Raw genomic sequence first — 13,110 nt, forward strand, 5'->3', positions numbered from 1 at the left:
GTTGGATGCAGGCGCCATTGAAAGGAGCCGCACCATGAAAAAAATTATCCTGCTGGGCCTTACCGCCCTGCTTGGAGCCTGCCAATCCGTGCACCACTCCCCCCAGGCAAGCCTCGACGGCGAGGTGTTCTACCTGCAACGCATCGCTCTTCCTGCGGCCGCGACCTTGAGCGTCAGCCTGCAAGACGTATCCCTGATGGACGCGCCGGCCGTGACCCTCGCCGAACAGAAAGGCCCGGTCAAAGGCCAGGTGCCCCTGCCGTTTCACCTGAGCTACGACCCGGCGCAGGTCAAGCCCGGCCACACTTATTCGGTGAGCGCTCGCATCGAACTGGACGGCAAGCTACTGTTTACCACTACCGAACGGCACGCTGTTCAGCTCAACGGCCAGGACCCACAACCTCTGCGCCTGCGCGTCGATGCCGTGGCCCACTGAATTCGATCATAAGGAAGCGCCCATGCTCCGTAACTCCCTTCGCCTTACCGCCCTGTGTGCCGGCCTGCTGCTCGGTGCCAACGCCATGGCCCTGGACCTTGGCAGCCTGTCCCAAGGCGACGCCAGCGGCGGCCTCAAGGATGCCCTCACCCAAGGCGCACAGATCGCCGTGAAACAACTGGGCACACCCGGCGGCTTCAGCAACAACCCCGAGGTCAAGATCGGCCTGCCCGGCAAGTTGGGCAAAGTCGCCGACAAGCTGAAAATGTTCGGTATGGGTGACCAGGTCACGCAACTGGAAACCAGCATGAACAAAGCGGCGGAAACAGCAGTGACCCAGGCTCAGCCGATCCTGGTCAATGCCGTGAAAAAAATGAGCGTCACCGACGCCAAGGGCATCCTCAGCGGTGGCCAGGACTCGGCAACCCAGTACCTGAATAAAACCAGCCGCGAAGAGATTCGCGCCAAGTTCCTGCCCATCGTCAAGGCCGCCACCGACAAGGTCGGCGTGGCTCAGCAGTACAACGCCCTGGCAGGCAAGGCGGCGGCATTCGGCGCAGTGGATGCCAAGAGCGCCAACGTCGAAAACTACGTGACCGAGCAGGCGCTGGACGGTTTGTTCAAGATGATTGCCGAACAGGAAGAAACCATTCGCAAGAATCCGGCGGCGGCGGCCACCAGCCTGGCGAAGAAGGTGTTCGGCGCGCTGTAACCCCTTCCTCACTGCGCCCAGGCCGCTTCCTGCGAAACTGGGCGCAGTGGTCTTACGCCTGACGCTTAGCGGTTAAACAACGCAAACAACGGCCGGCTCGGCAATTGAGGATGGCTGATCGGGTGCGTATGCGGGTGATGCGGTGTGGCACAAGCGGGACGCGTGGGGTGCGGCCGCCCATAACCTGGCCGGGTTGGATGGGGGCGATGAGCCTCGCCTCCTGGTCTTTGCTGTAAAGCTGGAGCAGTGCCTTCGCGCGGCAAGTAGCCACCCAGCAACGCCCCCAGAAATGCACCCTTGAACGCAGCAATTGCGCTGAAAAACGACATCTGACACTCCTTGAACTCAGTGAAATCAGGCCGGCCGCCAACGGGCGGAACCAAGACCTGTGCCTGTCCATCAGGCAAATCTGAGTGGAGTGAAACCCATGAACGTTCCACCTGGCCTGAGGCGTGTTTGCATCAGCATGTGAAACGCCGGCCAATCAATGCATAACCGCCTCGGCCAACCGCCCCATCATGAGCGTGGCAAAACAACCGATCGCCACGGACGTTGCGCGATTGATCCTCAACGGCGTGAGCCAGGTTTTTTGAATCCCTGCAAAGCGACTGCCCAGCACGATCCAGGCCGCCCCCACCGGTATCACCACCAGCGCCAGCGTGCCCATGAACGTGACATAACCTTGCAGCGTGGCAAAGGTGCTGGCCGGCGCGATGAAGGATACGATCAACAGCCCCTTGGGGTTCATGACCGTCAGCCAGAAAAAATAAAGCCCAGAGAAGCGGTCGTGCCGTGGGTCGAGGGCGCTGTTTTTGCGTTGCCAGAGCTTGTACGAGACATACAACAGGTAGCAGGCGGCGGCCAGTTGCGTCGCTTGCAATGCCCAAGGTGAATAAGCCCCCAGGTAGAGCAGCGCGACGCCCCACACCGACACTTGGAGCAGGTACGCCAGGCATTCGATAAACACCAACAGCCACGAAGCCCGAAGCCCGAACAACACCCCGGCGCGAAACAACAGGGTATTGGTGGGGCCTGGGGCGAGCAGCAGCAGCAACAGGGCTGAAACAGTGGCCAACATGATTACGCGACGTCCTTCCTCACTCGGAACCACGCAGCATACAGCGCCGGCAGGAACAATAGTGTCAACGCCGTCGCCACAATCAACCCACCCATGATCGCTACCGCCATCGGCCCGAAGAACACGCTGCGCGACAGCGGGATCATCGCCAGCACCGCCGCGAGTGCCGTCAGCACAATCGGGCGAAAGCGCCGCACGGTGGCCTCGATAATGGCTTGCCACGGTGCCAGGCCGGCCTTGATGTCTTGCTCGATCTGGTCCACCAGGATCACCGAGTTGCGCATGATCATGCCCGACAGGGCGATGGTGCCGAGCATCGCCACGAAACCGAACGGCTGGCGGAACACCAGCAGGAACAGCGTCACACCGATCAGGCCCAGCGGCGCGGTCAAGAACACCATGGCGCTGCGCGAGAAGCTGCGCAGTTGCAGCATGAGCAAGGTCAGCACCACCACGATAAACAGCGGTACCCCGGCCTTCACCGAGTTCTGCCCACGGGCGGAGTCTTCGACGGTGCCGCCGACCTCCAGCTGATAACCGTCCGGCAGTTCGGCACGTACGTCGGCGAGCGTTGGCAGGATCTGCTGGACCAGGGTCGCCGGTTGCTCCTTGCCATAGATATCGGCGCGCACGGTCACGGTCGGCAGGCGGTTACGGTGCCAGATAATGCCCTCCTCGAAGCCGTATTCGAGGGTGGCGATCTGCGACAGCGCGACGCTTTTGCCGTTGTCGGTCGGCACGGCCAGGCTTGGCAGCAGCGACAACTCGGTGCGTTCATGAACCGTGCCGCGCAACAGGATCTCGATCAACTCGTTGTCTTCCCGGTACTGGCTGACGCTGGAGCCGGTCAGCGAGCTCTGCAGGAATTTGGCCAGGTTGGCGGTACTGACCCCCAACGCCCTGGCGCGGTCCTGGTCGATATTCAGGTAGACGATTTTGCTCGGTTCTTCCCAGTCCAGATGCACATTGGCGACGTGGGAATTTTCGCGGACCTTGGCCGCCACTTTCCGAGCCAGGGCGCGGACCTCTTCGATGTGCTCGCCGGTTACACGAAACTGCACCGGATAACCCACAGGCGGTCCGTTCTCCAACCGGGTGACGCGCCCGCGCAGTGCGGGGAATTGTTCGTCGAGGGTTTCGATCAACCAGGTACGCAGGCCTTCGCGTTCTTCGATGGTTTTAGCCAGCACTACAAACTGCGCGAAGCTGGCCGCCGGCAGTTGCTGGTCCAGGGGCAGGTAGAAACGTGGCGAGCCGGTGCCGACATAGGCCACATAGTTTTCGACGCCGGCGTGGGCCTTGAGCAATCCTTCCAGACGTTTTACCTGGTCGGCGGTGTTGCTCAGGGAGGCGCCTTCGGCCAGTTTCAGATCAACCATCAACTCCAGGCGACCGGAAGCCGGGAAGAACTGCTGCGGCACAAAGCGGAACAAGGCCACCGAGCCGATAAACAGTAGCAAGGTCAACACGATCACGGTTTTGCGCCGGCGCACGCACCATTCCACCAAACGTCTGACGCGCTGGTAAAACGGTGTGCCGTAGGGGTCAGGGCCATCCGCGCCGTGTTTGGCCGCGTGAATCTTCGCCAGGTCAGGCAGGAGCTTTTCCCCCAGATACGGCACAAACACCACAGCGGCGACCCACGAGGCGAGCAACGCGATGGTCACCACCTGGAAAATAGAGCGCGTGTATTCGCCGGTACTGGATTGCGCGGTGGCAATCGGCAGGAAGCCGGCGGCGGTGATCAGCGTACCGGTGAGCATCGGGAAGGCGGTACTGGTCCAGGCGAAACTCGCGGCTTTAAGCCGGTCATAGCCCTGCTCCATTTTGATCGCCATCATTTCCACGGCGATGATCGCGTCGTCCACCAGCAGGCCCAAGGCCAATACCAGCGCACCGAGAGAGATCTTGTGCAGGCCGATGCCGAGGTAATACATGGTGGCAAAGGTCATCGCCAACACCAGCGGAATCGCCAGGGCCACCACCATGCCGGTGCGTACGCCAAGGGAGAAGAAGCTCACCAGCAAGACAATCGCCAAGGCCTCGGCCAACACTTGGACGAACTCTCCGACACTGGTTTTCACCGCTGCCGGTTGGTCCGATACCTTGCGCAGCTCCATGCCGGCCGGAAGGTTCTTCTGCAGGCGTGCGAATTCACCCTCAAGGGCCTTGCCCAGTACCAGAATGTCGCCGCCGTCGCGCATGGCCACGGCCAGGCCGATGGCATCCGCGCCCATATAACGCATGCGCGGCGCCGGTGGGTCATTGAAACCCCGATGGATGTCGGCCACATCGCCAATGCGGAAGGTGCGGTCGCCGACGCGAATCGGAAAGTTACGGATCTCTTCCACCGTTTTGAAGTTACCCGACACGCGCAGTTGCACGCGCTCGCTCGGGGTTTCAAAGAAGCCGGCGGTGGACACCGCATTCTGCTCCTGCAACGCCTGCTGCACCGCCGCCAACGGCAGGCCGAGGGTAGCGAGCTTGAGGTTGGACAGTTCGATCCAGATCTTCTCGTCCTGTAGGCCAAGCAGTTCGACCTTGCCCACATCCGGCACACGTTGCAGTTGAATCTGGATGCGGTCGGCGTAGTCCTTGAGCACGGCGTAGTCGAAGCCGTCGCCAGTCAGGGCATAGATGTTGCCGAAGGTGGTACCGAATTCATCGTTGAAAAACGGCCCCTGGATGTCCGGCGGCAAGGTCTGGCGGATGTCGCTGATTTTCTTGCGCACCTGGTACCACAACTCGGGAATCTGCACGGAGTGCATGGAGTCGCGAGCAATGAAGGTGACCGTGGACTCACCGGGACGCGAAAACGAAACGATGCGTTCGTACTCGCCGGTCTCCATCAGTTTTTTCTCGATGCGCTCGGTGACCTGGCGCGAGACTTCCTGGGCGGTAGCACCCGGCCAGTTGGTCTTGATCACCATGGCCTTGAAGGTGAACGGCGGGTCTTCGCTTTGCCCCAGTTTGGTGTAGGACAAAGTGCCGACCACCGCCAGCAGGATCATCAGGAACAGTACGATCTGGCGATTACGCAACGCCCATTCGGAAAGATTGAAACCCATCAGGGACTACTCCTTGGCCGCTAGATTGACCACACGGTTGGAGCGATCCACCGGGCGCACTTGCTGGCCCTCGTGGAGCACGTGCACGCCCGCCGCGACTACCCAGTCGGTGGGGGTCAGGCCTTCCAGCACCGGGACGGTTTTTTCGCCGAACGCGCCGATACGCACCGGCACGCGCTTGAGGGTGTTGTCCGGCTGCACACGCCAAACGTAGGACGCGCCATTCTCCGCGCTGAGGGCCGACAACGGCACCGACAGTGGAATAACACCGTCGGCCTGGATAAATACGCGGGCGCTCTGGCCCAGTTCCGCCGGCACCTTGCCACCGGTGAACGCAACGCGTGCAGCAAACGTGCGCGACTTGGGATCGGCAGCCGGTGACAGCTCACGAATGCGCCCGGCAAAGCGCTGGTCCGGCTGGCTCCACAACTCCACCGCCACCGGCTGGCCGATCTTGAAGCGGCCAAACCCCTGCTCCGGCAGGCTGATCAGGACCTCCCGCTCGCCATCGGTGGCCAGGGTGAACACGGTTTGCCCGGCGGACACCACCTGGCCGACTTCCACCGCACGTTTGGCAACCACACCGTCCTGCGGCGCACGAAGCACGGCATAACCGGCCTGGTTGCTGGCCACATCGAACTCGGCCTTGATCTGCTTGAGGCGCGCTTCACCGGATCGGTAGAGGTTTTCGGAATTGTCGTACTGCGAACGGCTGACCATCTGACGGTCCATCAGGGTTTTGTAGCGGTCACGTTCAGCGCGCACCAGGCTCAGGTTGGCCTCGGCGGCGGCCACTTGGGCACGGGTGGCTTCCAATTGCAGGCGCACGTCCTGGGGGTCGAGTTCCGCCAGGGCTTGGTTGGCCTTGACGCGCTCGCCCTCTTCCACCAACCGTTTGCTGACTTTGCCGCCGATGCGAAAGGCCAGGTCCGGTTCATAGCGGGCACGTACTTCGCCGGGGTAGCTGTCCGTCGACTGCGCCGATGGCTGCGGCTGCACCACCATGGCCGGGCGGACGGTGGTCTGGGCCGCTTCTTCATGGCCGCAGGCGGCCAATAGGAAGACCAGGCTGACAGGCAACGCAAGGGGCAGGAAAGTACTGCGCATGCTGAAGGACCTTTCGCAAATGGAGCTAGGAATAATTATACTGGCCAGTATGTTATTAATACCAAACTCACCAGTCCAGTATTAAAGGTGAAAATGTCCGACAATCCATTGAACACCAACAGCCCCGGGCGCCCCAAGGACATGGCAAAACGCCAGGCGATCCTCGAAGCAGCGAAATTTCTGTTTTTGAGTCATGGTTACGCCAACACCAGCATGGATGCCGTGGCCCTTGAAGCCGGCGTATCGAAACTGACCGTCTACAGCCACTTCACCGACAAAGAGACGCTATTCACCGCCGCCGTCGTGGCCAAGTGCGAAGAGCAATTACCGGTCATGTACTTCGAGCTGCCCGACGGCATGCCCGTCAAGACGGTGCTGTTGAACATCGCACGGGGCTTTCATCGCCTGATCAACAGTGAGGAGTCGGTCAACCTGCATCGCCTGATGATGACCACCGGCAATCAGGACGCGAAACTGTCGCGGATCTTTTTCGAAGCCGGCCCGATGCGCATGCTGCAAGGCATGGAGCGCCTGCTCGGTAAGATCGACCAAAGCGGCGCCCTGAGCATCGACAAACCCTTTAAGGCCGCCGAGCACTTTTTTTGCCTGCTCAAGGGCACGGCGAATTTCTGCTTGCTGTATGGCTGCGGCGGGCAACTGACTGAAGATGCCGCCGAAGCGCATGTGCAGGACGTGGTGGGGTTGTTTATGCGGGCCTACAGGCCTTGAACATCAAGGCTTGAGCGCTTTCTTCGGATAGATGTCATAGCGGCTGGACTTGCCATCCAGCGCATGGCTCGGCTTGGGCCCTTCGATGCAGGGCGCCTTGCGTGGGCGCTTGACCACCACGCGGTGGCTGGCCAGGGCCAGTGCCGCGGCCAACAGGGCCGGCGCGTCCGGATCATCGCCCACCAACGGCCGGAACAGGCGCATTTCTTTCTTCACCAGGGCAGTTTTCTCACGATGAGGGAACATGGGGTCGAGGTAGATAACCTGCGGCGGCTCGCCTTCCCAATGACGCATCACCTCGATGGAGTTGCCCTTGAGCAGCTTCATGCGTGCCACGATGGGCGCCACTTCGAAATCCTCCGCGCCGCGCGCCAGGCCGTCTTCAAGCAAGGCGCCGATCAGCGGCTGGCGTTCGATCAGGCTCATGTCGCAACCGAGGCTGGCCAGTACGAACGCATCCTTGCCCAGGCCGGCCGTGGCATCCAGTACGCGTGGGCGCACGCCTTGGGCAACGCCAACGGCCTTGGCGATCATCTGCCCGCTGCCGCCACCGTATAAACGCCGGTGCGCGGCGCCACCCTCGACAAAGTCCACACGCACCGGCCCCGGTGCGTCAGGCCCGAGCTGTTGCAGTTGCAGGCCATGTTCCCCGACCTGCAGGGAAAACTCCGCATCCGCGAGCTGTAAAGGCAGACCAAGCAACGAAGCCCATTGCTCGGCGCGAGCCTGGAAACCTTCGGCCAAAGCCTCGACCTGGATGCGGCTGGCCGCTGGATGTTCGCTCATCAATCGCTACGCTCAAAAATATTAAGGATCGGCAAACAACGGCCGATAAAAATCACAGTCAGGTATTTTGCCAGAGCTGAGCGTCGACCGAAAAAAATGTCAGACATTCTCCCCCTAACCATCGGTGTACTGCCGACCCACAACCACTACGGCCTGCGCAATACCCAAGCGCTGGCCGGGGTGAGCCATGTGTGGCAGGACTTCTTCGCCCGCGCGTTGGCCGAGCAGCTTGGCGATACGCCAGGCGTGCCGGCTGCCCAGGCGTCGGCTGCGATGGACCCGGCGGTAGAACCCAGCGAAGGCGCCGACCTGCTGGCGCAGATCCTCACCCAGCGTGAGTGCGACGTGAAAGACACCATCATCGCCCCGCCTGAGCCGCTGTTCCTGCCCATCGCCGAATTCGACACCGAGTTGCTGCCACCGGCCGCCACGCCATTCCCGCAAGAAGAGATCGTTGCCCAGCAACGCCAGCAGAATTTTGAAAGCGGTTGGGTACGCCCCATCGTGCTGAGCGCCGGCCAGCCATTGCCCGAGCCAGGCCCGGCGCCGCAACCACGCCCATTGCATCTGCCGATTGCCGAGTTCGAGCTGGACCTGCTGCCACCTCCCGCCACGCCGTACCCGACCGAGGAGCTGCTGGCGCAACAACAGGCCCTGGACTTTGACTACCATTGGGCACGCCCGCTGGTCACCCAGAACCTGCGCCTGGCCGCCTGACCTTCAGCGACACACCCACCAGGGGCCCATGTCCAGGTGGAAATGGTTGCGGTGCGCGGCGTTGTAGTCTGGCCCCAACACCACGTTGAAATCATCACAGGCGCTGTCGCGTACCTGTCGCAGGAAGCGCGCCTTGTCGCCCTCCCCCGGCCAGTCCTTGAGCACGCTGATGCTGCGCCCATCCGCCAGGCGAAACCCGGCTATATCCAAGGCGTTGGCCGAGGCATGCTGGCTCAGCCGCCCTTCGGCACGGTTATACATGTTGCGACAGGCAAAACTGCCCAAATGATCGACCCGCGTCACCGCCTGGCCAAATATCGCCTGGGCCGCCGGTTGCAGGCTGTGACGCTCGAACAGGGCGAACGCCACGGCCAACGGGCAACTGGCGAGAAAGCTGCCGCTCAAGCCGACCGCCGCGCCCTGCACGCGCAAGGTATTGCGCAAGGGACAGGCAACGTCGGAGGGCGTATCAGCTTGATGGCTCACATGCAGGCCGGAAGTTTCCAGCACCTGTTCGCACAACGCGGGGTCATTTGCCAGACGCCCCAGTTTGTAGCGGGTCAGCAGGTTGGGGGTGGCGCGTACATCCAGCGGCGCCCAGGGGTTCCATTGATCCGCTACCGGCACCCAGCCGCGCCAGACCCCAACGGCAATAACGCCGCCGAGCACCAGCAGCGCCCCCATGACGTTGAAAAAACGCACGGCTTAACCTTTGAAGAACTGGTTGGCCCGGCTGAACGGCATCGAGCGCTCGGTAAAACTGAATGTGCCCAACTCATAAACCTCCTGAGCCGCGCGATAAAACTCGCCATAGGCCGCCAGCGCCATTGCCGAACCGACACTGATGCGCTTGACGCCCATCGAGTTCAATTGCGCCACGCTGAGTTTGAGCCCGCCGGACATCAACACATTCACCGGTTTGGGCGCCACAGCCTTGACCACCGCCAGCACTTCCTCGGCACTGCGCAAGCCGGGCGCATACAGCACGTCGGCACCGGCCTCGGCGTAGGCTTGCAGGCGGCGAACAGTGTCGGGCAAATCCAGGCGGCCATGCAGGAGGTTTTCCGCGCGGGCGGTCAGGGTGAAGGGGAATGGCAGGCTGCGGGCAGCCGCGACAGCAGCTTCCACACGTTCAACAGAGAGGTCGAAGGAATAGATCGGGTCGACGGCAACACCCGTGGCATCTTCGATCGAGCCGCCGACAATGCCGGTGGCCGCGGCACGCAGGATGGTGCGGGCGCAGTCATCGGGGGCGTCGCCGAAGCCGTTTTCCAGATCGGCCGCTACCGGCAACGCGGTGGCGTTGGCGATCATCGAGGCATTGAGCAAGGTATCTTCCAGGGACAGCGCGCCTTCCGCGTCCGGGCGCCCCAGGCTGAACGCATAGCCGGCACTGGTGGTGGCCAACGCTTCGAAACCCAGGCTGGCCAGCATCACGGCGGAGCCGGCGTCCCATGGGTTGGGCATGACGAACGCACGGTCACGCTCGTGCAGGGCCTTGAAGGTTTCGGCGCGAAGGGTTTGAGCATCCATGTCTGGCTCCTGGCGGAAAAAGGAGCCTAGAGTAACCCCAGTTGTTCCACTTCGGGAGTGCGATTGAGCGTAGGCAGCGCCGGCAGGCCGGGTAGGCGCTCGCGCAGTTTTTCGTGGAACCGCAGCGCCAGTTGCGCGGCCAGGCGGTTGTCGGAGGTGTGCAGGAACACATAGGGTGTGCGGCCCTCTTCGATCCAACCGGCGATTTTTTCTACCCAGGGAACCAGGAAGGGGTCATTCGCCTCAAGCTCGGGGTGGCCGATAAACCGCACCTGCGGAAACAGCGTCAGCGCGGCCGGACGCGGCGGCACCTTGGGCTTTTTTGATTGGGCATGCAGCACCGCCGCCGAGGTCGAGGTGCAACTGAACAGTGCACGTGGGTCGAGACAGATGCGCTCCACACCACGGTCACGCAGCAAACGGTTGAGCATGCGTTCGGCATCGCCCTTGGCGAAGAACGCCGGGTGGCGTACTTCCACCGCCATGGGACGCTCCAGACCCTCAATAAAACCGGCCAGCTCGGCCAGGCGCTGCGGCGAAAAACTCGCCGACAATTGCAGCCACAGCGGTGAAACCCGCTCACCCAATGGGCTCATCAAGCCAACAAAACTCTGCGCCGCCGGCAATTGCTCACGCAAATCGCCACCATGGCTGATATCACCGGGGAACTTGGCGGTGAAGCGGAAATCTGCGGGCATGATGTCGGCCCAGCGCTGCACCGTGGCGGCCGAGGGGCGGGCATAAAACGTGGTGTTGCCTTCAACCGCGTTGAAGACCTGGGAATACAGCGCAAGGTAATCGCTGGAGTGAGCATCGGCGGGGTACAGGTACTCGCGCCAGGCGTTTTCACTCCAGGACGGGCAACCGAGGTAGTAAGGCAGACGCATCAGATATGGATGTCGAGGCCCAGCACTTCCATATCCCATTCGACAAAGCTGGCGGTGGTCAGGTAACTGGCCAGGGCAGTGGCAACGCTTTTGCTCATGGAGCGCGGGAAGATCATGTCTTGCTGACGGGCTGGAAGGCCGCTGATGCGTGCTTGAGAACTGGCCTGCGCGTCGGACTGCACTTCGATGAAATCCGGCGAATCCTCGACGGAGTCGTCCACCGTGGCGTTTGCCTTACGCGGCTTACGCTTGATTGGGTACGACTGTGAGGAAAATCCGTCAATACGCATGGGCGCGAACTCGCTATCAGTGATGGCATTTTGGCAGCACTGTCCGTTGTGCGCAAATGCTCTGGTGATAACTAGAACACATAATTTGAAAAAGGTTTAAAAACGGGGGCAAATTCTGACGATTGGCGACTTTTGCCCCAAATTGCCATCATTTTTGGCGTCAAATAATTCCTCGTTCCGCCTTGGTCTGCGCGACTTTATCGCGCAGGTAAACCGGTGCCGCCTGATCAGCAGCAATCGCCTCGCCCCGCTCAAAAGCAAAGCGTGCCAGCGTCAGCAGGTCTTCGGCGTGAGGCAACATCGTGACGTCCTGGCCAGCCAGTTGCACGCCGATACGCTCGCCATAGCCCCAGCCGGTGCCAGCACCAAACCAGTCACCGCCGGCGCCCTCAGGTAGCACCGAGGACTCGGGGGGCTGCACCGCCTCCACCCCCACCAGGCGCATCTCGCCAGCCGTTTCGCGGTAGCAGCCCCAATAGACCTCGTCCATTCGCGCGTCGATGGCTGCGGCCACTTGCAAGGCCCCTTGTTCGCGCAACGCGCGCTGGGCCAGCACCGCGAGGTTGGACACCGGCAATACTGGCCGCTCCAGCGCAAACGCCAGGCCCTGCACCACGCCAATGGCGATGCGCACACCGGTGAAGGCACCCGGGCCACGACCAAAGGCGATGGCATCGACGGCGGCCAGGGTGGTGCCCGCGTCTTCCAGCAACTGCTTGATCATCGGCAACAGCTTCTGCGCGTGCAGGCGCGGGATCACCTCGTAGTGGCTGGTTACTTTGCCGTCGTGCAGCAAGGCAACGGAGCAAGCTTCAGTCGCGGTGTCCAGGGCCAGCAGGGTGCTCATCGGTGTGGGTGTCCAAGTCGAAAAAAAGTGCGCCAGTATAAACAACAACGGCCCGCAAGCGGGCCGTTGTCTGTGAAGCTGAGCGCAAGGGTTATTTCAGTGCTTCAAGCACCTTGGCAGTAATCGCTTCCACCGAGCCAACGCCAGGAATGTGGCTGTACTTCGGCTTGCCCTGGGCAGCGGACAGCTTCTGGTAGAAGTCCACCAGCGGCTTGGTCTGCGAATGGTAGACCGACAGGCGATGACGCACGGTTTCTTCGGTGTCGTCTTTGCGCTGTACCAGGTCTTCACCGGTGACATCGTCCTTGCCTTCAACCTTTGGCGGGTTGTAGACAACGTGATACACGCGGCCCGAACCTTCGTGAACGCGACGGCCGGCAATGCGCTGAACGATTTCTTCGTCTTCAACGGCGATTTCGACCACGGCGTCCAGCTCGACGCCCGCCTTCACCAGGGCTTCGGCCTGGGGAATGGTGCGTGGGAAACCGTCAAACAGGAAACCGTTCTTGCAGTCTTGCTGGCTGATGCGTTCCTTGACCAGGTTGATGATCAGGTCATCGGAGACCAGGCCGCCGCTGTCCATCACGCTCTTGGCGATCAGGCCCAGCTCGGTGCCGGCCTTTACGGCCGCGCGCAGCATGTCGCCGGTGGAGATTTGTGGAATGCCGAATTTCTCGGTGATGAACTTAGCCTGAGTACCTTTACCGGCCCCGGGAGCTCCCAGCAGAATGACGCGCATCGATGTGCTCCTCAATTTTTTATAGAGATGACGCTCGGATTCGCCGCGTGGGGCCAATCTCGTAAAAATATGGCTCTTAAAAATGTGAGCCGAGGCCGCCCAAACGGCCAAAGGCTGATCAAGATACACAGCAGGCCTTAACCACACAAGCCGCCAAAAGTCGCAGGAACCCGTGCCACGC

General features: G+C 61.6%; 14 protein-coding genes. 4 read left to right on the forward strand and 10 right to left on the reverse strand.

All coding sequences use genetic code 11. From position 1 onward, the window contains the following. Positions 1-34: 34 nt before the first annotated feature. Positions 35-436: a YbaY family lipoprotein gene (locus tag AB4N98_RS06540; RefSeq protein ID WP_065877168.1), complete on the forward strand. Its 402-nt coding sequence runs from the start codon at positions 35-37 to the stop codon at positions 434-436. A 22-nt stretch (positions 437-458) separates the two neighbouring features. Then, the gene (locus AB4N98_RS06545) at positions 459-1,148 is read left to right on the forward strand and encodes a DUF4197 domain-containing protein (RefSeq protein ID WP_017529716.1); all 690 of its coding nucleotides are present in this window, start codon (positions 459-461) and stop codon (positions 1,146-1,148) included. Positions 1,149-1,632: 484 nt separating this feature from the next. Here AB4N98_RS06545 and AB4N98_RS06550 read toward each other — a convergent pair whose 3' ends face one another. From AB4N98_RS06550 to AB4N98_RS06560, 3 genes are read right to left on the reverse strand one after another with little or no spacing between them, the layout of a single operon-like run. After that, entirely contained in the window at positions 1,633-2,226 is a 594-nt protein-coding gene (locus tag AB4N98_RS06550) for a LysE family translocator (protein ID WP_065877169.1), read from the reverse strand. A gap of 2 nt (positions 2,227-2,228) precedes the next feature. Then, positions 2,229-5,294 (reverse strand): efflux RND transporter permease subunit, encoded by a 3,066-nt coding sequence (locus AB4N98_RS06555; protein WP_065877170.1) that lies wholly within the window; start codon positions 5,292-5,294, stop codon positions 2,229-2,231. A 6-nt stretch (positions 5,295-5,300) separates the two neighbouring features. After that, a complete protein-coding gene (locus AB4N98_RS06560) occupies positions 5,301-6,401 on the reverse strand; it encodes an efflux RND transporter periplasmic adaptor subunit (RefSeq protein ID WP_065877171.1) in 1,101 nt (366 codons plus the stop codon). Positions 6,402-6,494: 93 nt separating this feature from the next. On the opposite strand from AB4N98_RS06560, the gene AB4N98_RS06565 reads away from it, so the two are divergent. Further along, positions 6,495-7,130, forward strand: coding sequence for a TetR/AcrR family transcriptional regulator (locus tag AB4N98_RS06565; protein ID WP_068934100.1), 636 nt, complete (start codon positions 6,495-6,497; stop codon positions 7,128-7,130). Between the two features lie 3 nt (positions 7,131-7,133). Here the strand turns inward: AB4N98_RS06565 and AB4N98_RS06570 are convergent, their stop codons facing one another. After that, positions 7,134-7,916: a class I SAM-dependent methyltransferase gene (locus tag AB4N98_RS06570; protein WP_065877172.1), complete on the reverse strand. Its 783-nt coding sequence runs from the start codon at positions 7,914-7,916 to the stop codon at positions 7,134-7,136. A gap of 96 nt (positions 7,917-8,012) precedes the next feature. Here AB4N98_RS06570 and AB4N98_RS06575 point away from each other — a divergent pair, with 96 nt between their 5' ends. Continuing rightward, on the forward strand, positions 8,013-8,633 hold the full coding sequence (locus AB4N98_RS06575) for a hypothetical protein (RefSeq protein ID WP_017529722.1): 621 nt from the start codon (positions 8,013-8,015) through the stop codon (positions 8,631-8,633). Between the two features lie 3 nt (positions 8,634-8,636). Here the strand turns inward: AB4N98_RS06575 and AB4N98_RS06580 are convergent, their stop codons facing one another. The 6 genes from AB4N98_RS06580 to adk form a co-directional block, all read right to left on the reverse strand. Beyond that, the gene (locus AB4N98_RS06580) at positions 8,637-9,335 is read right to left on the reverse strand and encodes an extensin-like domain-containing protein (protein ID WP_267864229.1); all 699 of its coding nucleotides are present in this window, start codon (positions 9,333-9,335) and stop codon (positions 8,637-8,639) included. Positions 9,336-9,338: 3 nt separating this feature from the next. Next, a complete protein-coding gene (locus AB4N98_RS06585; protein ID WP_135196496.1) occupies positions 9,339-10,166 on the reverse strand; it encodes an isocitrate lyase/PEP mutase family protein in 828 nt (275 codons plus the stop codon). Positions 10,167-10,192: 26 nt separating this feature from the next. Beyond that, positions 10,193-11,053, reverse strand: coding sequence for a DUF72 domain-containing protein (locus AB4N98_RS06590; protein WP_017529725.1), 861 nt, complete (start codon positions 11,051-11,053; stop codon positions 10,193-10,195). Beyond that, a complete protein-coding gene (locus tag AB4N98_RS06595; RefSeq protein ID WP_017529726.1) occupies positions 11,053-11,343 on the reverse strand; it encodes a hypothetical protein in 291 nt (96 codons plus the stop codon). Before AB4N98_RS06595 ends, AB4N98_RS06590 begins: the two co-directional genes overlap by 1 nt. Positions 11,344-11,503: 160 nt before the next feature. Continuing rightward, positions 11,504-12,190, reverse strand: a complete 687-nt coding sequence (gene tsaB, locus AB4N98_RS06600) for a tRNA (adenosine(37)-N6)-threonylcarbamoyltransferase complex dimerization subunit type 1 TsaB (RefSeq protein ID WP_065877175.1) — start codon at positions 12,188-12,190, stop codon at positions 11,504-11,506. A 91-nt stretch (positions 12,191-12,281) separates the two neighbouring features. Further along, on the reverse strand, positions 12,282-12,929 hold the full coding sequence (gene adk, locus AB4N98_RS06605) for an adenylate kinase (protein ID WP_017529728.1): 648 nt from the start codon (positions 12,927-12,929) through the stop codon (positions 12,282-12,284). Between the last annotated feature and the right edge of the window lie 181 nt (positions 12,930-13,110).

The sequence above is a fragment of the Pseudomonas sp. S3_E10 genome (assembly GCF_054667615.1).